This is a genomic window from Corallococcus sp. AB032C, from assembly GCF_003668935.1.
GTDB classification, from domain to species: Bacteria; Myxococcota; Myxococcia; order Myxococcales; family Myxococcaceae; genus Corallococcus; species Corallococcus exiguus.
Map to the genome: position 1 here is coordinate 18,346 of NZ_RAWP01000082.1, position 21,798 is coordinate 40,143.

A 21,798-nucleotide genomic window follows, 5' to 3' on the forward strand; every position below is an offset into this window, starting at 1 on the left:
CGAGGGATTTCCATTCACTCCCAAGCGTCCTCTTGACAACACTTGAAAGGATCATGTTTAGACTTCGGAAATAGGAGAAGTCCGACATGAAGCTATGCGTTGGGAGCTGCTGTTCCTGGGGAATGCTCGCCCTGCTCTTGCTGGCGGGGTGTGGTGATGGGGGGAAGCCGCAAGCAAGCGCAGCCCGCGCTTCACCGCCAGTCCTGACGGAGCACCGCGTCCGCGAAAATGGTACCGGCCAGCGCGCCCTGGGGGAAGACTGCACCGGCGGTTCCCATTCGGACTGTGCGTCGGGCCTCTGCTTGCACGCCGCAGTCCATGGGCCTGCCGGCGCGAACTCGGGTTACCTCTGTAGCCGCACGTGCCAGAAGCCTACGGACTGCCCTTCAACCTGGCAGTGTCAACAACTGCTCCCCACCGCGCCTGAGCGCCTGTGCGTACCACCCAAGGAACAGGCAGTCGCCGAGCAGCCAACAGGGGGGCCTCAGCGTCAGAATTAGCGCTCACCGCCAATTCTCGCAAGCCGATTCACTGCCGCACCAAACATGGCATTCCTCCCACCCACTGCGATCAACACTCAAGTCATGTCACAACAAGCGCGTTTGGTTTCATTAATCATCATTATTGGCTGCACGCTTTCGCCTCTTCATGCCCAAGCGGCATGTAACTCCCGTGGATGGACTGCGCCGATTTGCGTGGGCAAGAAACTTGTCGCCTGCTACTGCGATGGAAAGCCCGGTCCTGCGCAAAGTGGCGAACGCTGTTGCGGAAACTATGTCAATCCGGTCGATCCGAAATACGACCCAGTAGCCCAGAAGGATTTATCAATCTGCTGGTACTGGCAGTACGGCGAGAACGAGACTTGCACAGCACCAGGTCCAGGTGCCTCCGAATGCAACGACGAGTGCTTCCAACCTCCGCCTGACTGCTCAGACGGAAAATGCGCCTGCGGCACCAATGGCGAAAAGCTCCCCAGCATCGGGGACCCGGTCAATGCGCTCACAGGGGAAAGCATCCTCGTCGAGGATGACCTGCAAGTAGCCGGCAGCGTCGGAACATTGAAGCTGACGCGTCATTTCACATCAGCGATTGCTACTTGGCTCACCGCAGGCTTGGTGCGCAATGTCCCAAAGCCATTTGGAAGCGCCCTTGTGACCCCTGCCACAAGGCCCTCTGCCTCCATGCCCGACACATTGTCATGGTGGCACAACTACTATAGCTTTGTTCTCCCAACGAATTCCAAATGGACCGTGGTGAAGGAGACGGGTGCAGTATCTCGCTTCACTCCCTGCACGGGCATCCCATGCACGGCGACGCCGTCCGGTGGCTCCGCCAGTCGACGAGAGCGACTTCAACGCGCAGCCTTGGGCTTCACGCTGACCGAGCCAAGCGGTCGCAAGCTCTACTTTCAGGCGAAGCACATCGAGGTTGGGAGCACTCAAGAGCGCTTTTTCCTGAGCCGGATTGTCTCCCCGAGTGGCATTGAACTGGCTGCGCTCAACTACGCAGCGCTTTCCGTCCTCGGTTGCCCACCGGTCAACCCGGGGAGCGACGCAGGTGTTCCGTACCTTGCCTCTGTCAACGGTCCCATGGGCTCGTTGGACTTCCAGTATGCCCTGCTGACTTCCGTGGATGGTCAGCCAGAATGTGTGGTGCGCAGCGTGACGCGGCGCGGAGATTCTTCAGCTTCAATTACGTATGACTACGCACTGGACTCAAGCAGCGTGGAGCGGCCCGGTCGGATCGCCAAGGCTACGATGGCCAGCAAAGTACGCACATACAGCTACTCCCCATCCTCCCTCCAGGCCTCCATCGACACGTTACTGGTCATGAAGCATGACTATGCCAGCACTGGCGCTGTCGCAACGATCAACGGTGATGATGAGCAACTGACGCTGAGTGGACTGACACCGTCCACCTGTGCGCCTGGCAGCAACTGCTGTGGCGCCCTACCCCAAAAGCGCACCTCATCTGATGCCAATGCGGGCCGAGGAGATGGCCTCACGGGCGCATCAGGACTCGTTCGCGCGTACGAGACTCTGGCCAACGGCACGGAGACAGTCACCCCACGTCTTTACCAGACGACCGACAGCTGCACCGTGGCGGGCGCGTGCAGTCCCGGAACCGAGCGCTACGAGTGGGAATGCGCCGCAGCGGGGCTGCCCGCATATGAGAAGGCTCGCAAGAACAAGCGCGACTTCTGGGAGGTCTACACCTACGCCTCCCCGGCGGCGGGCACGGGCATGCCGGCCTCGCTGCTGGAGAAGACGGGCGTCAAGCGCGGCGCCCAAGACATGACAGGCACGGGTGCGCTGGAGGAGGAAACCTTCAGCTACACCTACGGCCCCAACGGAGAGCAACTGCTGACGTCCTCGGAGAAGGCCAGCGTGCTGGGTGCGGCTGGACAAAAGGCCCGCACCTTCAACCGCTACGACGCCACCGGCCGCCTCTCAGCCACCATCCGCTCTGGTTGGACGCGCGTCTTCGACGCCGCCACTGGGGCCTGGAGCAGCCAGCAACGCTGGGTGGGCACTTTTTCCCTGACAACACGTACGGGCGATACCACGGCGGACCCTTTTGGCCGCACCGTCGAGCAGCATGGTCCCTGCCTCGTCGCCAGCGAGGCCGCGACGGACTGCCCCGCCGGCACCGTGTTCCCGGTGACGCGCAACTACTACTGGGCTGACACCGAGACGACGCCCCGCCGCAATCAATTGCAGAAATTGGCCCAATATCCCAACGGCCTCTCCAGCACGCCGATCGAAACGCTCTTCAATACCTACGATGCGGGTGGCCACGTCACGGAGATGGTCGACGCTAACGGCGTCACCTTTCTTTCCACCTACCAGGACCAACAACTGCTGATGCAGACCGTAAGGGTTACGGGCCAACCGGATGTGGTGACCCACTACAGCCACGACCCTGCGGGCAACCAGACGTACGTACAATTGCCGGAGGGCAACTACGAAGTTTCCTGCTATCGCCAGGGCACCACGTCCGGCTGCACCGGAGGAACCCTCACCGACAAGCGCCAGTGGAAGGCGAAGTCCTCCACCGCGAGCGCGGCCACGTGGTCCGAGAAGGTGACTTACACCTACTGGCCAGACGGCAAAGTGAACGAAGAACGCTACCTTGATGCTTCCGGCAACACGCGCAAGGTGTTCACATACGCAGCGGACGCTCACCGCCGTCCAACCTGGACGAAGACAGGTATCGGCACGGGAAGCTTCGTCGGCACGAAGAGCCATGATGCCGCCAACAACCTCACGGGCGAAGGCAAGCCCTTCAACGCGCCTCCGGCGTGGTGCGCGGTGGGCTCGGATGGTCAGCCGACGTCGGCGGCCTGCACCGCCATGCAGTACGATGGCGCCAACCGGCTTCAGCGCATCGACGAGCACGCGACGAGCGGCACCACGACGCGCACGTGCCTCAAGCACGACGCCCACGGCAACCTCATCAGCCTGGACACGGGCCTTGCCGCGACGACGAACTGCGCGACAGCGACGCCTTCCGCCAATGCCTCGCGATACCAGTACGATGACTTTGGCAACATGGTGGAAGCCACCCTCGCAGCCACCGGGAGCGGCAGCACCGCCGGCACCACCCGCTTCGCCTACGATGCCCTGGGCAGTTCCATCGTGAAACAGACGCCCGCCATGGTCTCGGCCCACATCCGCGACCACCTTGCCTATGCCTCCGACGCCATGGGGCGGCTGCTCTCCGTTTCACACCTCTCACCTCTGGTTTCCGGCGGCGCGGAGACACTCTATGTCCAGGCTTATGACGGCTCGATCAGCCCCGACGTCTCCTGTGGCACGCTGGCCAACACCATGGGCCGTTTGCGGTATCAGGACGACTCATTCGGCCGCACCTGGTTCAGCTACGACGCATGGGGCCGCAAATTGAAGGAGGTCCGCCTGCGCACCGGCACCACTACGTGTAGCGGCACACCTTTCCAAAATCCTCACACCCTCTATGCCTATAGCCCCAACGGCAACCTCACCCAGGTGACGTACCCCTATGGCCGCGTAGTCACCTACAACTACGGCACAGGCGCCCTCACCGACCGCATCGCAAGCGTCTCTGTCTTGAAGTACTCCAGCGGCGCACCCACCACCGAAATGCTACTCTCCCAGGTGGTATGGGAGCCGTACGGTGGACTGCGCGGCTACCGCACCCACTATGCCGCAGCGGGCACCTCCGGCAGCGTCGAGTACGCCCTTGGTGACAATGCCACCGCTGCGCCTTCTTCTTGCCCATCTGCAGTTCCCAACGCGGGCACAGGTGACGCCACGGGCCGCCAGCGCGCTCTCTGGGTGTCGACACTTGCCTCGGGTGCCAACTTCACACCTGGTAGCGGCAACGGCACTGTCTTCAAACAGCTCTACACGTGGCAGGCGGATCAGTTGGTGCGCGCTGACTCGTGCCTGCTGGGTGCCACTTCGCCTCTCACCGAAACCTACGACTACGACGGCTTGCTGCGCCTGACATCCGCGACGGGCACCCTTTCCACTGCGGGCGGCCCCTTCACCTCTCGCGCGTTCGCCTATGACGCCCGCGGCAACCGCTCTTCTGAGTCCGGCGAAGCCAACTCCTGGGCGCTGGCCTATTCCAGCGCTGGGCACCCAGACTGGCTCACCTCGCGCAACTCCACGCAGACCGGCGCACAACTCGGCTACTCATACACGTATGACGCGGACGGTCGGGTCTCACAGAAGCTCTGGCGGCCGGCCGATGCCCACGGCAATGCATTCCACCTGGACTTCACGTCCGGGCCCTCGTCCAACGGTGGCGCGGACACGGTCTTCAAGAGCGTTGGCGTCAACGGATTGACGTTCAACTACTTCTACGACGCACAGGGGCGTCGGCGCCTCAAGGATTATCCCACGGGCGTCAAGGACGAGTATTTCTACAGCCAGTCCCAGGAATTGCTCGTTGACCAGGGAAACACGCACAGCTACGCCATGACCACTCATCCGGTGGACGAATATGTCTGGCTGGGCGGTCGCCCTGTCGCCATCATCCGCGGCAAGTTGGATACATCCTGGGCGCACCTCTCGGATGCCACTGCCGACTGTACACGCGCAAGCCAAGCCGCAGTTTGTGGCGCATACCACCTCATCACAGACCCCCTGGGGAAACCCGTCCTTACGCTGGATGAACAAGGCCGGGTTTCAGGCACAGGCGAGTACGACGCGTTCGGCCACGTCAATCGAGTCAGCGTGGACGTTGAAACGCCGCATCCCTATTCCACGTCGACGTCGGGGCCCTTCGGCACCGTCATGAAGCAACCCATCATCGAGGGCACCAGTCTTGAGCAGCGTGTCCTCTTCGACTCTTCGGATCTGTGGAGCGACTTCGATGACTGCACTGACGTATACAGCCAGAACCGAAACGACACCGTTTCCATTCGCGACGAAGCCACCAGTGCGGACCTGGCAGTGGCTATGCCCTGGTATCCAAGCCGGATGTTTACCTCCTGGTTCACACCAAGCGCCTCCGGAACCCGAGCCACCCTCAACAATACAGGGTTCAACAGATGTAGCTTGCAAGGAAGCGCTTGCGTTTGCACTGGCCCTCGCAATGCCGCCAAGAATGAACAGGGCGTTGTCATCTCTGCCTACGAGTACCGCCGATTCCAGACAGGCGCTTCGCCGTTCTGGACGCCGCTGCGCTTCCCTGGCCAGTATCATGACGCGGAGACAGACCTCTTCGAGAACTGGAACAGGTACTACGACCCAGCTGCGGGGCACTACCTTCAGCCCGAGAGCCTGCTGCAGAAGGCCAGAGTCGGGACCAGCCTCCCAAAACTCACCGACCTTTCTGCTTATCGTTATGCACAGTCGAATCCAACAAATTGGACTGATCCAGATGCCTTGTTCAAAGTGACTGGGAATAACTGCCCTGCGGATCTCAGCGAGGAACGGACTCAGGAGTGCGTGGCCCTCGCCGACAAGCTTGTCGAGGATCCTTGCATGAAAGCATGCATCATCGATCAATGCAATAATGTCGAAGTTCAATGCGATTCAAGCAATGCGGCCTGCGATGAAGACGCCGACGCCTGGGCAGCGGCTCCTGGACTGCGCACCAAAGGAGTTTTCTGCAAGGAGGTCCAAACGAGTAAGGGGCTCCGAAGTCCTTCAAGAAAACCGATCATCTGGTGTGAGCCCAAATTCAACAATAACAGATCCACACACAGTCAGCCAGATTGCTACATGAGAATCCTAGTGCACGAATTTGGCCATAACTGCGGAATGAGACACAACAACAACGGGGGACAATCAGACAGGAACAAAGGAATCCCTGGCGCCAGTGGAAATGGCATTGAGGGGTGTTTCTCCAAATAGCCCGAAGCCGGCAAAGCAGTTGGAACTGCCTCGAGAAACGCTAAGGGAACTCCACCCCAAGGAGTTGCTGCCCCCCCGACGTGGGCTTCTCACAAAAAAGCCCACGTCAGTTCTTGGGCGGCAGCGCGGCATTGCCGCTGCAACTGGCGCCTCCTCGCGGCTCGACTTAGAACAATGGTATTGCAGCGGCTCACTCCTTCGACATGTCACCCCAAAGCACACCAATAGCGCCCGAGGGTACTTTGGGCGTGAAACGCCCAGAACAGCCAGCATGAAACTCGTCATTCCCTTGATTTTTGTCCTCACTGGATGTGCACAGAGGTCCGGACTCAGACTCAACGAACATGGCCTCGGCCCCGCCGACGCTGATTTCATTGAACTGCTATTCAAGGACGTCAAATACGACGGCACCACCCTGGATGGCCAGATTGAGCTCCACGCCCTGGATGACGTAGAGATTCCGAATATCGTGAGCTGGAAGACGCTCAGTCTCGACAGGGCCTGGACTTGCGACACATTTGACGATGTTGATTTGTCGGCGGTGGATTACGCCGCGAATCCCGATAACTGGCAGGGAGTCTTGAGACTCAGGAAAGGGGATGTCTACGGCCGACACATGAAGTTCTATGTCTCCCCGCAGGCCCCTGACTGCATTCGCTTTGAAGTTCTCTATGCCCCGGATGGACAGTTTCGTGGTCATCACACGACGAAGGTCAAGGGAATGGCGAAGCGAGAGCCCCCTTCGCAGCCGCAGTCTCCATGATGGTGTCTGGCAATCATTTGAAGAAGCCCGGTTGGCTGGCACAAGGCCGGGCTTCTCGTTGTTTTCAATCTCAACCTTGTCTTTGGATGGGCCGGCGGGCGCAGAGCGCCTATGCGGCGGCCAGCTGCGCCATCCACACCAGGTCGTAGCCATCTCCGCAGCCCTGACGTGTCATTCTGCCTCTGACGCGTCAAATACAAACCTGACGCGTCAAGAAAATCTCGAATTGCCACTTCAGCGGCGAAATGGGCTTCCGTAGACTGCGGGCTCCCTCCAACAGGAGTTCGCATGCAGCTGCACCCATTCCGGAAGGCACCGGCTCACGGCACACGTCCCCGCTCCCTCGCGATGTTCGGAGCGCTCGCGATGCTGACATCCTGCGCGACGAACCGCCCGGTCCTCCCCGGGCCCGAGGTCGACGACACGACCCTCTTCGTCGGCAAGATCATCACCCTGGATGACAAGGGGACGATCGCCGAAGCCGTCACCGTGGACGGCAAGGGCCGAATCTTGAAGGTCGGCACCGAGAAGGAGCTGAGCGCGGGGCTCGGCGTGGGATCCAAGCGGGTCGAGCTGGAGGCGGGACAGGTCCTCCTGCCCGGATTCATCGATCCCCACCTGCACATCCTGCCGACGCTCATGCAGAGCGTGCTGGGCACCCACAACCTGGCGCCCTGCCTGCCTCCTCCCTACAACCTGTCCACGCCCGAGCAGTGCAAGAAGCACGAGGACCTGCTCAGCGCGCTGAGCTCCATGACCGTGGAGCCCACCACCCCGGAGACGGCCAAGATGTTCGTCCTCGGGATGAACCTGGACCCGTCGCGGCAGCAGTTCATCGCCGGCAAGTGTGGCGTGACGTCGACCGTCGGGTTCATGCAGCAGCCGAAGCTCTACCTCGATGCGTGTGTGCGCAAGGACCGGCCGGTCCTCATCCTCGACCAGTCAGGCCACCTCGCCTATGTGAACGAGAAGGCCTTCGAGATCGTCTGCAAGGGGCAGAAGCCCTGCCTCCCTCCGGACTCGGTGACACAGCACGGAGGACGGTGGGTCACCGATTCGAAGGGCCAGTACACCGGGTTGATCGAGGAGTCCGCCGGCTTCGCGCCCTTCCTGGAGGCCACGCAGCAGGGGATGCTGGTGCAGAAGGCCATCCCGAGCGGGGGCCTCCAGGACCTCCTCAAGGCCATCCAGGCCCTGCGTGAAGCCGGGCTCACGACCATCGCCGATGGCGGACTGTCCGACCGGTCGCAGCTCGAACTGGTCAAGCTCCTCGCCATGAACCCGACCTTCCCGCTGCGCGTCACGGGCGTCGTGACCAACCTCGCGGCCATGCCCGTCGTGAACAAGGACGGGGCTGTCACCGCTCCGGCGCTCAAGCCGAGCGGGCCCTCGTGCACGCCGAGCCCGACCAACGACTGCGCGCTGCCCAAGTGGCTGGGCGCTGGCGCCATCAAGCTCTGGGTGGACGGTTCGACGCAGGGCTGCACGGCGCTGCTCGGAACACCCTATGCCTACAGCTCGGACGGACACTGCCCCGACGCGAAGGAGGGCAAGGGCGACTTCAAGAGCGCGAAGGAGCTCGCGGATGCCATGCGCCCGCTCTGGCCCGACTCGGCCTGGCGGTTCCAGCTGCATGCCAATGGCAACCAGGCGAACCAGTGGGCCGTCGACGCGTTCTCCCAGCTCCAGTTGGAGCAGGCCAACACGCACCGGATGCTGCTCATCCACAACACCGTGGGCCAGGAGTCCGTCTCCCAGGCGATTGGGGAGCTGCGCAAGGGCACCCATGTCTCCGGGCAGCAGAAGGTGCCGGCGATGGACCTGCGGGTGACGCACCTCATCGGCCACGTGGCGTACTGGGGTGATGCCCTGGCGCAGATGCTCCAGAAGAATGGAGCGCACAAGGACATCGACATCGACCCGGTGGACTTCAACCGCCGCAATGGCATCCCATACTCCTTCCACAGCGACTCCATGGTGACGCCGGCGCGGCCGCTCTGGTTCGTCGAGCAGGCGGTCACGCGGCGCACGTGGGCCTATCCGGACTTCCAGAAGACCTATGTGCTCGGGCCCCAGCATGCGACGACCGTCGAGGAGGCCCTGCGCGCGGTCACCATCGAGCCGGCGCGCCAGCATGAGATTGACAGCTGGGTGGGCAGCATCGAGCCGGGCAAGGTGGCGGACTTCGTCGTCCTGGGCGCCAACCCGCTCGACCGTGACGCCTCCAAGGGCGGGGACCCGACGACCCTCAGCCAGATTCCGGTCGTCCGGACGTACCTGGGCGGCAAGGATCCCGCGAGCAGGAACTGAGTGAGTCCCTCAGCGCGTCGTCCGAATCGCGGGCGACGCGCTGTTTATCGGGTGACGCTCGAAGACTGCACGGAATCCGTCCGAATCCTCCGGGAACTTTCTGGATCGGGGCTTGTCCAAACGAATCGTGAGGATTGGACCAGCAATCGGGCATGGGCGTGCCAGACGGGAATGGAGCCATGGAGTGCGACTGAGACTCTGGCGCGCGCTGGCGACTCTCGTGATCGGCACTGCGTCAGGCTGCCGTGACCGGCAGTCTCCCTCCTGTCTCCGGCTCGCCGATGTATGCGCCGAGTTGTGTGCAGGGAAGCCGGAGCCGAAGTTGCCCGCTCACTGTCCGCATCCCGTCTGCCTCTGCAATCCTGATGCAGGTCTGTGAACGCCACACCCACGCAAACGGCGCCTGTGCCCCAACCAGCGCTGAGTTTCGTCACGTGCTGTCATTAAAGCCGCATGACCCGATGCCACCTGAGAACGGGTTGCCAGGGCACGCCGCAACGCCATCCCGGCCCATTCGAGCTCTTCCTGCGACAGGTCCATGCCCAGCAACTCGTGGCCCTGGTCGTGCTCGATGACAATGCCCCGACCCCGGGAGACGTTAGGATGGGCGTGCCCTTTGCCTTCGGGAGTCCGGTGAAACGTTCAAGCTGGGTGGCGCTCTGCGGCGGTGTGGTGCTGGGTTCGGTGCTCACCTGGGGCGTTCTTCATGCCCTCGAACGCGTCTACTGGGGGAGCCCTGTCCCGGTACGGCTGCGCTCCGACCGCGACCTGACCTGGCTCGTTTCCCAACCCCATGGCCACTGCTCGGGCGATCCCGCGGGGCGGCTCAACGCGGGCACACGGGGACTTCTCTGGTCTCATGGCTCGGTCAAGAGGTTCCGCGTTGAGTATTCCTGGGTGGAGCGACCGGGAGTGCCACCGGATCTGGAACTCCTGACGGACGACAACAGATTCAATGCCATCTGTACCGAAGCGCCCCCTGCAACAGGAGTCCAACCATGAGCACCGTTCGACCTGCCCTGACACGAAAAGCTTTGTGCTGGCTGCTCCTCGCGCTGATGGGCGCCGGATGCGCGTCCACCGGGCATGGCGCCATGGCATCCCCTGCGGACATGCAAGAGGCCCCGCTCCTCTCCTCCTGGCCCGCGAGCCTCTGGTCCACGAAGTACAGCTTGTTCGACCAGACTCCTGACATCGCCATCCATGCATCAGGGGAGGTCATCTTCAAACAGCGGGCAGGTTGGGAGTCGCAGCCGCGCTTCTATCGCATCCTCCTGACACAGGAACAGCAAGCCGGCCTCAAGCAGCGGCTCAAGGCGCTTGAGTCCTTGAAGGGCTATTCCAACCCCGCCCACATCGTCTGCACTCCCGGCAAGGTCATCCGGTGGCAAAATGAGCGGGGAGTTCTTCAAGCGGTGGCGGTGGAGGGGCCCCTTGATTCGGCACACGCAGCGAACGTCAGGGCAAAGACTCCTCCTGAATTCCTGTCAGTCTATGACGAGATTATCAGACTCAAGGCGGAGAACGCCGTCCCCTACGAGCCTGAAAGCATCCGCGTGAGTTTCGTCCCAATACGCGAAGGCGTTGAGTATCCGATTCCCTGGGCCCCATCATGGGCCCCGCCGGTCCCAGAGTCCGCGGAGTTCGCGGACAAAGGATACCTGCGCGCGGACGTCTCGGGTCTTCGTTTCGAGGATCTCTACAACTGGATCGAGTCCCGTGTCGGCGAAAACGAGTACGTCACCTTCCAGGGCAAGGGCTATTACACTTTCATCGAGGATGTCGTTCCAGACCGTCAGGCAATGCGAACAACATTGCCGCCCGAAGGTTGCTCGCCTCGGTGATGGCGCGAAGCCAGCTCAGCGTTGGCTTTCACCGAGAGTGAGGCAGACTGCGATGCCCCCGTCACAGGAGAAAGCCCCCGTGCCGCAGTCGAAGCATGACGCAGTGAAGCCGCTCCGAATGCGCCTGATTCCAGGACTGCTCGTCCTGGCTCTCGTCGGATGCTCCAGTGAGAAGGAGCAGACCGACCCGGACGAGCAGGAACAGCCTCAGCAGGAGCAAGGCACCTGGACGCCCCTCCCCTCGGGCGGGCCTCTTGCCGCGCGGAGCCAGGTGGCGAGTGTCTTTGATGGCCAGAACGTCCTGCTCTGGGGCGGACGGGGCGGCTGCACCGCTGACGGATTCTGCGGCGACGGGGCCCGCTTCAATGTGGCGGCGAAGACGTGGACGCCCATGTCGACCCAGGGCGCGCTCTCCGCACGCTCGCTGCATACGGCGGTGTGGACCGGCGAGCGGATGATGGTCTGGGGCGGGCTTGGCTGCGGTGGCCCCGATGTTCCCTGTGGCGACGGCGCGACCTATGACCCCGCGAGCGACGCCTGGAGCCCCCCCATCAAGTCCGATTACGCGCCCGCTCCGCGCTGGGGACACACAGCCCTCTGGACCGGCACGCAGATGCTGGTGTGGGGCGGCAAGGATGCCCGAGCGCCGCGTGTGTTCAGGGATGGGGCCATCTACCACGCGAAGGAAGACCTCTGGACGACCATGAACTTCGTCAAAGCCCCTCCGAACCGCTATGCGCACTCCGCGGTGTGGATCGACGGCGTGATGTACGTCTGGGGCGGAAACGGTGGCAGCCTCTTCGACGTGGCCATGGCGGACGGCTCGATGTACGGCCCTCACGGGGACGGCTGGCTGGCGATGCCACCCGAAGAAGGGAGCCCCAAGGCCCGCTGGTCTCACACGGCGGTGTGGACCGGGTCGAGCATGATCATCTGGGGCGGGACCGGCTGTGGCGACGACCCCCAGCAGGATCCGCCGATCTACTGCGACAAGGGCGCCGCGTTCGATCCGGTGTACCGGGTGTGGTCAGCCATCTCCACCAAGGGCGCGCCCTCGCCGCGCATCGGGCACACCGCGGTGTGGACCGGTTCGAAGATGGTCATCTGGGGTGGCACCTCGCCGACCTGCGGCTCCGGCGGCGGCGTCTGCTCGGACGGCGCGGCCTACGACCCGGCCACGGACACGTGGGCACCGCTGCGCACCGAAGGCGCACCTTCCGCGCGAACCGGACACGTGAGCGTGTGGACGGGCAACGCCCTCTTCATCTGGGGAGGCATGGGGGCCAGCGGCTCGGATGCTCCCCTTTCGGATGGCGCCTTGTGGGTGCCGTGAGTGCGCGCTGAAGTATGATGTATCAGCAGGAGCCGGACTCGAGAGACCCGACATGCCCAGGTTGAGCCTTGTATCGGATCGGGATCGCCTTTTCCCGGTACAGGCGTTCTTCAACGCCATCAACGCTTCCGAATTCGTCGATACCTACCGGAACCTGCTGAACGGAATCGGCTATGGCTTTGAAGGAATTCTCTCATGCGAGTTCCCAGGAAGCCTTGACCCGTGGGAGGAACGGTTCGACGGGGTCCGGTTCTCCATTTACGAGGAGGAGGTCATCGTTGATTACAGCGTGTTCGTCCGGTTCGCATTGACCTGGGCGCAGGCCCACGTCAAGGCTTGGCCGGAAGACAAGGCTGAGCTCGAAGCGATCCTGAAGGACCTCCCAGGTTACTTGGGCCTCTAAGTGCGTACTGATGTTTGGTGCGGGCCGCAGGAAGACCGCACCCTCGGCTCACACCTTCACGGTCTTCACCAATGGCAGCTCACGCACGCGCGTCCCCGTGAGCGCGAACACGGCGTTGGCCAGGGCGGGGGCCACGGGGGGCACTCCGGGCTCGCCAATGCCTCCGGGGCGGCCGTCGCTGGGGATGATGTCCACGTGGATGCGCTTCGGCGTCTCCGCGATGCGCGCCAGGCGGTAGTCGCGGAAGTTGCTCTCCACCACGGCGCCGTCCTTCATCGTGATGGCGCCGTAGAGCCCCAGGCTCAGGCCGAACACCACCGCGCCCTCCATCTGCGCCCGCACGCGCTCCATGTTCACGATGGTGCCCGCATCCGCGACGATCCACGCCTCGTCCACGCGGATGCGCTCGTCCGCGCCCTTCACCACCGACACCACCACCGCCACGTACGTCAGGAAGCTGCGGTGCGCCGCCAGCCCCAGCGCCCTTCCCTCCCGCTTGCGCTCGTCCCAGCGAGACAGGCCCGTCACCCTTTCAATCACCCTGCGCAGCCGCGCCGTGTCCACCGGGTGCTCTTCCAGGGACTGGCCGTAGTTCGGCACCTTCGCCACGCCCAGGTCCTTGGGCGTCACGATGCGCGACGGCCCCAGCACCTCCAGCAACGTGTCCCGTGGATCCGTGCCGCGCTCGTGCGCCAGCTCGTCGATGAAACTCTGCACCGCGAACGCGTGGTAGATGTTCGCCACGGACCGCAGCCAGCCGATGCGCGTGTGCGCTCGCGCTTCGCAGTTCTCCATCCGGATGTCCGGGATGGCCAACGGCAGATCCACGATGCCCTGCCCCATCTCTCCGTCACCCGCGAACGTCGCGTCGGAGAACGTGGACCCGATGGGCGGGAACGCGATGCGCTGGTGCCACGCCACCACCTTGCCGCTCGCGTCCAGGCCCGCCTCCAGCCGCTGCGCGCTCGTGGAGTGGTAGTAGTCGTGGCGCACGTCGTCCTCGCGCGTCCACTGCAGGCGCACCGGCGCGCCCACCGCCTTCGCCACCAGCGCCGCCTCCACCACGTAGTCCGGCTTCGACTTGCGGCCGAACCCGCCACCCAACAGCGTCACGTGGATGGTCACCTTCGACGGGTCGATGCCCAGCGCCTTCGCCACCTCGCTGCGCGCGGCCTGCGGGTTCTGCGTCGTGGCCCACACCTCGCAGGTGCCGTTCTCCACCTTCGCCAGCGCCGCGGGCGGCTCCATGGGCGCGTGCGCCAGGTGCGGCGTGTTGTACGTGGCCTGCACCCGCTTCGCCGCCTTCGCCAGCGCTCCTTGCGCGTCGCCGACGTTGCGCACCACCTTGCCCGGCTTGCCAATCACCTCCAGCAGCTGCTCGCGGTACGCCTCCGAGTCGTAGACGGCGTTGTCGCCGCCCTCCCACGTCACGTCCAGCGCCGCGCGGCCCTTCATCGCCGCCCAGGTGTTGTCCGCCACCACCGCCAGGCCTCCCAGCGGCTGGAACAGGAAGGGCTTCGTCGCCGCCGGCAACTCCACCACCTGCCGCACGCCCGGCACCGCCAGCGTCTTCGTCGCGTCGTAGCGGGCCACCTTGCCTCCCGCCACGGGCGGACGCGCGATGACCGCCGTGCGCATCCCCGGCAACACGACGTCCGCGCCGAACACCGCCCGGCCCGTCACGATGTCCGGCCCGTCCAAGAGCGGCAGCTCCTTGCCCAGGTGCTTGAGCTCGCTGCGCGGACGGAGCGTCACCGCGTCCTTCTTGGGGACCTTCAGCTTCGCCGCGTCACCGGCCAGCTCTCCGAACTTCAGCGTCCGCTGCGAGCCCTTGTGGAAGACGGCGTGGTCGCGCGCCTCGCACTCCGTGGGCGCCACCTTCCAGCGCTTCGCCGCCACCGCCACCAGCATCGTGCGCGCCGTCGCGCCCGCGTAGCGCAGGTCGTCGAAGATCTTCCGCACGCTGCTGGAGCCGTCCGTGTTCTGGTCTCCGTAGGCCTCGTCGCCGTCGCCCTGGACCACCTTCACGTGGGCCATGTCCGCGCCCAGCTCGTCCGCGATGAGCACCGGCAGCGAGCTGCGCACGCCCTGCCCCATCTCCGAGCGATGGCAGACGATGGTCACCACGCCGTCCGGCGCCACGTGCACGAAGACGTTGGCCCGGAGACCCCCCGTGGGCACTTCCGGCAGCGACGTGGGCATGGGCGCGGCGTGGGCCCTCGCGGGCAGGAACACCTCCAGCCCCAGGCCCGCGGCCACGAGTCCCATTCCTTCCAGCACGGAGCGGCGCGACAGACGGATGCGAGTGTCTTGCATGATGGCGGCCCTCACTCCGTCGGCAGTCCCGCCGCCTTCTTCACGGCGGTGCGGATGCGCGTGTACGTTCCGCAGCGGCAGAGGTTGCCCGCCAGCGATTGATCGATCTCCGCGTCGGTGGGCTTCGGCTTCTTCGCCAGCAGCGCCGCCGCCGTCATGATCTGCCCCGCCTGACAGAAGCCACACTGAGGCACCGCCAGCTCCACCCATGCCTTCTGCAACGGATGCGAGCCGTCCGGAGACAGGCCCTCGATGGTCATCACCTCGCGGCCGTCCGCGCGGCGCACCGGCGTCACGCACGAGCGCACCGCCGCGCCGTCGATGTGCACCACGCACGCGCCGCAGAGCGCCTGGCCGCAGCCGTACTTCGTGCCCGTCAACGTCAGCACGTCGCGCAGCGCCCAGAGCAACGGCATCTCCGGATCCACGTCCAGCACGTGCTCGGTCCCATTCACTCGCAGACGGATGCTCACGGTCGGCTCTCCTCGCGCGGGCACTCCGCGCCATCCTTCACCCACGCGGCCACCAGGGCCCCGAACTCCGCCTGCGTTCCCGGCGCCGGAACCCGATCCGCCCCGGGCTTCCAGCCCCAGCCCACCAGCTCGTCATGCGCCGAGTGCTCAATCAATTCCGCCAGGCTCTTTCCGCCGTTGCGCGCCGGGTCCTTCAACTGTTCGCACAGCGCGTGCGGCGTGCGCCCCTCCCACGCCATCACCTTGGGCGCCACGTGCCACTTGGGCGCGCCGGGGATCCGCGCCAGCTGCGCGTTGCGGTCCTGGTGGCAGGAAGTGCACTCCAGGCCGGGCACCCCCTGGTCCTCAGGGCCCCGGACCACCGGCGGGTCGTGCACCTTGCCCTCTTCACCTTGCAGCGGACTGTCGCCCGCGGGGTGGCAGTTGACGCAGCGGGGATGCAGCATGACCCGGCTCGCCTCCAGGAACAGCGCTTGCGAGCGCTCCTTCTTGTCGCCAATGCCCGCGAAGGCCTCCGGCGGCCGGAGTGCTTGCGGATTCGCGGGCGGCGGCACCACGGCCGGATGCGCCGCGCGGCCTCCGCATCCCACGCTGATCAGGAGCGACAGCGACAGCCCCGCCGCCCCCGCGCCCAGCACGGCTCCCAGTGCCTTCGAGCGAAGATTCATCGTGCCCCGTCCATCCCTTCGGCCAGAGGTCGTCCGGCCTCACACGCAGCGTCGCGAGGCCGGACGGGCCATGCTGCCCCGGTCCCGCCCTCCGCGAGCCTGTCAAAATGCCGCATGGCCTGTGAAGGTTTTCTTCAGAACGGGGCCAACCCTGGGAGTGGGCGGTGACCTCACGCACCGTGAGGGACGGCGGCCTTCGTGAAGGATTCGTGCCTGGGTGACACGGGCCGCGGGCGGGATTGACGGAATGTCTTTCGGGGCCGCTGGGGGATCCGCGCAAGTGCGCGGAATCGCGTGCGCGGGGTGTTGGAACGCCATGTGTATTGGGAAGCACGCAAGGAGATAGCCCGCCATGCGCCAGAACCCCGCGTCGTCCGTGTTCTCCCTCACCCGCCTCTTCGTCGAACAGTGTTCCCGGTGGAGGCTGCGCGAGGAGGTCATCGCGTTCATCCTCGAGTTCGGTACTCCCGCCCGGGCGTGTGGTGCCACCCACCTCACCGTGCACGAGCGAGACCTGCCGGTCGCGCTGCGTGACTCGTCATTGGCGCGGCAGGCCCGCGGGTGGATCCTCATCCTCAATGACGAGGACCGGCTCCTCACCTGCTACCGCCGCCAGGACGCCTCGCGCTTCCTGCGGCAGAAGTCCAAGCGCCGTCCCGCGGGCGTGACCCGGGGCCGCGACGACTTCCTGCGCGGCCTCCAGTTCGCTCCGGCCTGAATCAGTCGAGCCCCGTCTTGCCCACCGCCCAGTAGGCCTTCACCTTCGGCGTGGCGCGTTCGCCGTCGCCGCGCAGCCGCGAGCGCAAGGCCTGGATGGACTGCGCCCGGCCCGTCATCACCAGCGTCGCGCCGGGTTTCGCGCGCAGGACTTCGCGCAGCCGTTCGTGGACTTGCGCCAGGTGCGCGTCGCCTGCCGTGCGCTCCACGTCCTGGCCCTCGAAGCCCAGCTCGCGCAGCGCGGGCGCGCAGTCCTCGCGGCGTGTCACCTCGAAGATGGGGGTGACGTCGCGCTTCGCTCCGGTGCGGAACGCGTGCGCCACCGCGAAGGACGTCTCGTCACCGAAGAGCACCACCGGCGCATCGCCGGACTCCAGCACCACCGAGCGCCGGGGCCCGAAGAACTGCACCGTGTCCCCGGTGCGCACGTCGCGGCCCCACTTCGCTCCCGGGCTGTCGCCGTGCAGGTACACCAGGAAGGCCGTGGCCCCTCGCGCTTCGTCCCACGACAGCGGCGTGTACGTGCGCATGCCCAGCCCTGGCAGGAACACCTGCACCTTGTCGCCGGGGGCCCAGCCCTGCCCCCTCAGCGCGGGCCCCTCGAAGTCAATCTGTCTGAACGCGTGTGACAGCTCGCGCACCTGGGTGACCTTCGCCTCGGTGAAGATGAAGCGGCCCAGCATGCTGCCCAGCATGGCCTTGGCGTTTGCCATTGAGACCTCCGTGCAGGCGTTCATACGCCTCCTGCCCGTGCACGGCTCGTGAAGTTGCGTGAAGGCGTCCTCACCTTTCGGCAGAGAACCCCCACGAAAGGAACCGGACATGAGCCCCTGGCACACCCGGGTGCGCTGGCTTCGGACCGGCGCCACCACCGCGATTGCCATCCTGGCAACCAGCAGCTGCGCGATGGGTCCGGAGGAATTCGGGCCGCAGGTGACGTCGAGCTCGACGCCCCTGGACAACCCCATGTCCCAGTTCCGATCGGATCTGGCGCCTTACGGATCGTGGATTGACCTGCCGGACGTCGGCTGGGTCTGGCGGCCGGATCCGAACGTCGTGGGAACGGACTTCGTCCCGTATTCCACCGGCGGCCGGTGGGTCTCCAGCGATTGGGGCTGGACCTTCGAGAGCGATTGGGATTGGGGCTGGGCCCCCTTCCACTACGGGCGGTGGTTCGTCACGCCGTCGGCGGGCTGGGTGTGGTGGCCGGACAGTGAGTGGGCCCCTGCCTGGGTGGACTGGCGATGGGGGGATGGCTTCATTGGCTGGCAGCCCCTCGCGCCGCCGGGCATCAGTATCGGGGTTGGGGTCGGGGTCGGGGTCGGGCTCGGCTGGACGTTCGTGGGTACGAACGACTTCGTGCGGCCCGACGCCTGGCGGCACCGGCTGCCTCCCGCACGGGTCCCGGAGCTGCTGCGTCAGACACAGCCCGTGGGCGAGCACGTGGCGGCACACCAGGGGCACTGGAACCGGGGGCCGGAGCCCAGGGAGGTCGCCCGGGTCACCGGACAGGCGGTTCCGCTCGCGAAGCCGATGACGCCTCCCACGGGGCATCCGCCGCGCGCTCGCACTGGGACCAGCGTGGCCCCGTCACGGCCCGCGCCGGCAGTGCCCCGCCATGCGGTTCCCGCGACACCGGTTACGCCGCATGAAGTGGCCCCGCCTCCGCGTTCCGAGGTCCCCTCCGCGCCGCATGAGCCCGTGGTGCCGGAGCACGCCGCGCCCCATGAGCCCGTGGCGCCCCATGAGCCCGTGGCGCCCCATGAGCCTGCCGCTCCTCATGCGCCCGTGGCGCCCCATGAGCCTGCCGCTCCTCATGCGCCCGCTGAGCCGCATGAGCCGGCTCCGCATGCGCCGGCTCCCTCCCATCCATCGAGTGGACACTCCGGAGGTTCCCAGCACCGCTGATGACAGGGGCAGTGGCAGGTGCTGATTCATCCAGGAAACAAGCGCGCGCCCTGGCGCCTACGCGGGCTGAAGGAAGCGCCCATCCACCAGATGGTCGATGACCTCGCGAGCGGAGTGCGGATCCAGCCTCTCCTTGGTGCCCAACTGGGTCACCGCGCTGGAGACGGTAGTGGGCTTTTCGAAGGCGGCCAGGGCGGCGAGGAGGATGGCGCCGTCATCCCCTTGCGTCAGCGTGGGGTCGGTGAACCTTCGCGGGTTGACGGACGGCGCGCAGCTCAACGTGATTCCGTCCACCGAGCGCAGGACCGTCACCGGCTCCTTCGCCATCTTCGCGGGCGCCCGGTGGCTGCCCAGCCAGTCCCCCAGAGTGAAGCGCTCCGCCGAGGACGCAGTGTTCTTGAGCCGCGTGCGCCCGCTGAGGTCGACGTGCTTCCTCGCGTCCCGGTGCTTCCAGGCCAGCGCGTCCACCCGGTCCGAGGTGCGCTGCACCGCCGCCTCCAGCTCCTTGTCGTTGAAGCGGATCATCGGCACGGACACGTCGCCGGGCTCGCGCCGCTCGAAGTAGCCGAGGAACTCCGCGAACGTCTTCGCCTCCGTCACCATGTCGAAGCGCGCGGGGTGCTCCGTGACGAGCGCCCCGGGCTGCGCCTCCAGCCGCTGGTAGCCCACCACGCAGTCCAGGCCGATGATGCGCTCCACCAGCCGCAGCTCCTCCGCCAGCCGCTCCCGGCTCGTGAACGGCAGGCCCCCGATGCCGGAGATTTCAATCTCCACGTTCGGATGGCGGCGGACGGACTCGATGACCTCCAGCAGCTCGCGGTCCTTCGCGCAGGGCTTGAGCAGGCCCTTGGACATCTGCTCCAGCCGCTGCTGTTCGGAGAAGCAGCCGATGTCGATGACCATGTAGATGCGCTGGAAGGTCTCCGCCAGTGCCTCGACCAACTCCACGCGCGGTACGCCCCAGAGGAAGTACGTGCAGCAGTGGCGTGACAGGTCCACGCCCGCCCAGGTGCTCCCCAGGAACTCCGCCGTGCTTCCCGCGAAGTCGTAGCGCATCTGCCAGGTCCGGCTGGCGATCTCCTGATGGTCGCGGCGCACGTTCTCCTCGGCGCGCAGGAACGGCTTCGCGCGCCCGAAGTCCGCCTTCTGGTTGCCTCGCGCCCCGCCGCAATAGAGGCAGTTCTCGCCGCAGCCCTTCCCAGGCGCGACCCAGCCGGAGAAGGAGTGCGCGTCCATCTGGCTGAGGAAGATCTCGTTGAAGTGCGAGTAGTAGACGTCCTGCGTGTTGGTGGCGCGCTGCACGTACGCCAGCGGCAACCGGCGGGGACGGCCGTCCGGCGTCCGCGTCACGACGTTGGGCGGGGCTTCCTCTCCGTTGCAGAGCGCCAGCAGGGGGACTTCCCCATCGCCCAGGATGACGTGGTCGATGCAGTCGTAGCCGCTCAATTCCTTCCACCAGTACGACGCGGAGTTGCCTCCCACGACGATGCGGATGGACGGGTCGATCTTCCGGATGGTCCGGGCGATGAGCAGCGCGCGGTCCACGTGGTGGAACCACTTGAGGCTGATGCCGATGAGCTTCGGGCGAACGCGGGCGATGAGGCGCTCGAAGGACTGCGTCACATCCCCCGCGCTCTCGTCCCCGTCCCACAGGCGTACGAAGGCTTCAATCCCGCCGCGCCGCAGGTAGCTCGCCAGGTAGAGGATGCCGCACGTGGCTTCGCCCGTTCCGGCACCGACGAGGAGGACTGGCGAGAGGGCACGACCACTGCTCATGGGACGACCACCGGACTGGGAGGGAGACGAAGGCCAGCGTATAGGCGAATCCGGGCAGGCCCCGCGTGGATTCGTCGCCTCCCCTCCCTCCGGGCCGCCGGCCTGCTCCCTGGACGGCCCCCCTCCGCAGTAGGGTCCGCGCCTCGTGACAGCCCTGAGAACCGCCCGCTCGTGGCGCAGCCTTGCCCCCTTCCTCGCGGCTTTCAGCCTGGGATGTGTCTCCATCGCGATGGACACCGAGACGGATTGCATTCAGCGACACCCAGGACTCCCAGAAGCATGCGGACTCACCGCCGCCGAAGCTTCGGTCATCATGGCCGCGGGTGTCGGCGCCACCGGCACACACGCCAGCTCCGAGGCGGACGATTACGTGGATGATCCACGCCTGCCCACGTGGAAGAACAGGTGCTTGCGAAACTGGAACGCCTGCGTAGACGGTAGATTCGCGGGTCCCTGCACTGACTGTCTGCGCAGGTGCGAAGGGCAACACGATTGGCCCCTTGATATGTGCCGCCCATCCAAGCCGAAACGATGAGAACCGAATGAGCACACCCGACTGGAGCCCGTTCCGCGACCTTGCACGGCGCGTCCTTCGCGAGGGAGCGCCACTGACACTGAGTGACGACGTGCGCACCCTCTTGCTGCGCATCGCGGAGGAAGTCTCCATCTCGAATGCAGAGACTGCCTTGAGCACCAGGACCGAGGCGCTGGCCTTGGTGCGCGAGGCCGAGCGACGCATCGCAGAGGGATCGAACCGCCTGACAGACGCACTGCACGGGATGTGGAGGTTCCAGCGGCAGGGGGACTTCGACAGCGCGCGCCAGCAGATGCGCGACGTACTTGCTGTCGAAGTCGTCCCCTACTACCGCGAGCTCGCCTTGGAGCAGCTATCCGGCATGTCTGACGATCCATGACGGCCAGGGTGCGGCGCCAATGTAGC

At 65.4% G+C, this 21,798-nt stretch carries 14 protein-coding genes; 9 read left to right on the forward strand and 5 right to left on the reverse strand.

All coding sequences use genetic code 11. The features are described 5' to 3' along the window. The first annotated feature begins 695 nt into the window (after positions 1-695). The 6 genes from D7X99_RS29585 (at position 696) to cdiI (ending at position 13,000) form a co-directional block, all read left to right on the forward strand. Positions 696-6,347: an RHS repeat-associated core domain-containing protein gene (locus D7X99_RS29585; RefSeq protein WP_158627090.1), complete on the forward strand. Its 5,652-nt coding sequence runs from the start codon at positions 696-698 to the stop codon at positions 6,345-6,347. 271 nt (positions 6,348-6,618) lie between these two features. After that, entirely contained in the window at positions 6,619-7,110 is a 492-nt protein-coding gene (locus D7X99_RS42440) for a hypothetical protein (protein WP_147476297.1), read from the forward strand. Between the two features lie 366 nt (positions 7,111-7,476). Further along, a complete protein-coding gene (locus D7X99_RS29590; protein ID WP_233613828.1) occupies positions 7,477-9,420 on the forward strand; it encodes an amidohydrolase in 1,944 nt (647 codons plus the stop codon). Between the two features lie 998 nt (positions 9,421-10,418). After that, complete coding sequence (locus tag D7X99_RS29595) at positions 10,419-11,264, forward strand: hypothetical protein (protein WP_126934503.1); 846 nt, start codon at positions 10,419-10,421, stop codon at positions 11,262-11,264. A 118-nt stretch (positions 11,265-11,382) separates the two neighbouring features. Then, positions 11,383-12,597, forward strand: coding sequence for a hypothetical protein (locus D7X99_RS29600; protein WP_126934504.1), 1,215 nt, complete (start codon positions 11,383-11,385; stop codon positions 12,595-12,597). A gap of 52 nt (positions 12,598-12,649) precedes the next feature. Beyond that, a complete protein-coding gene (cdiI, locus tag D7X99_RS29605) occupies positions 12,650-13,000 on the forward strand; it encodes a ribonuclease toxin immunity protein CdiI (protein ID WP_120596691.1) in 351 nt (116 codons plus the stop codon). Between the two features lie 48 nt (positions 13,001-13,048). Here the strand turns inward: cdiI and D7X99_RS29610 are convergent, their stop codons facing one another. The 3 genes from D7X99_RS29610 to D7X99_RS29620 are packed head-to-tail and all read right to left on the reverse strand — an operon-like array spanning position 13,049 to position 16,457. Next, on the reverse strand, positions 13,049-15,316 hold the full coding sequence (locus tag D7X99_RS29610; RefSeq protein WP_121780711.1) for a molybdopterin cofactor-binding domain-containing protein: 2,268 nt from the start codon (positions 15,314-15,316) through the stop codon (positions 13,049-13,051). Between the two features lie 11 nt (positions 15,317-15,327). Then, positions 15,328-15,789 (reverse strand): (2Fe-2S)-binding protein, encoded by a 462-nt coding sequence (locus D7X99_RS29615; RefSeq protein WP_121780712.1) that lies wholly within the window; start codon positions 15,787-15,789, stop codon positions 15,328-15,330. Continuing rightward, entirely contained in the window at positions 15,786-16,457 is a 672-nt protein-coding gene (locus tag D7X99_RS29620) for an Isoquinoline 1-oxidoreductase subunit (RefSeq protein WP_121780713.1), read from the reverse strand. Before D7X99_RS29620 ends, D7X99_RS29615 begins: the two co-directional genes overlap by 4 nt. A 352-nt stretch (positions 16,458-16,809) precedes the next feature. On the opposite strand from D7X99_RS29620, the gene D7X99_RS29625 reads away from it, so the two are divergent. Continuing rightward, on the forward strand, positions 16,810-17,175 hold the full coding sequence (locus D7X99_RS29625; protein WP_121780714.1) for a hypothetical protein: 366 nt from the start codon (positions 16,810-16,812) through the stop codon (positions 17,173-17,175). Between the two features lies 1 nt (position 17,176). On the opposite strand, the gene D7X99_RS29630 is transcribed toward D7X99_RS29625, so the two are convergent. Further along, positions 17,177-17,887, reverse strand: a complete 711-nt coding sequence (locus tag D7X99_RS29630; protein WP_121780723.1) for a siderophore-interacting protein — start codon at positions 17,885-17,887, stop codon at positions 17,177-17,179. A 109-nt stretch (positions 17,888-17,996) separates the two neighbouring features. Here D7X99_RS29630 and D7X99_RS29635 point away from each other — a divergent pair, with 109 nt between their 5' ends. After that, the gene (locus D7X99_RS29635) at positions 17,997-19,082 is read left to right on the forward strand and encodes a DUF6600 domain-containing protein (protein ID WP_199756378.1); all 1,086 of its coding nucleotides are present in this window, start codon (positions 17,997-17,999) and stop codon (positions 19,080-19,082) included. 57 nt (positions 19,083-19,139) lie between these two features. On the opposite strand, the gene D7X99_RS29640 is transcribed toward D7X99_RS29635, so the two are convergent. Continuing rightward, positions 19,140-20,858, reverse strand: coding sequence for a radical SAM protein (locus D7X99_RS29640; RefSeq protein ID WP_121780715.1), 1,719 nt, complete (start codon positions 20,856-20,858; stop codon positions 19,140-19,142). Positions 20,859-21,400: 542 nt separating this feature from the next. Between D7X99_RS29640 and D7X99_RS29650 the strand changes: the two genes are divergently transcribed. Next, entirely contained in the window at positions 21,401-21,772 is a 372-nt protein-coding gene (locus tag D7X99_RS29650) for a DUSAM domain-containing protein (protein ID WP_121780716.1), read from the forward strand. Positions 21,773-21,798 lie beyond the last annotated feature (26 nt).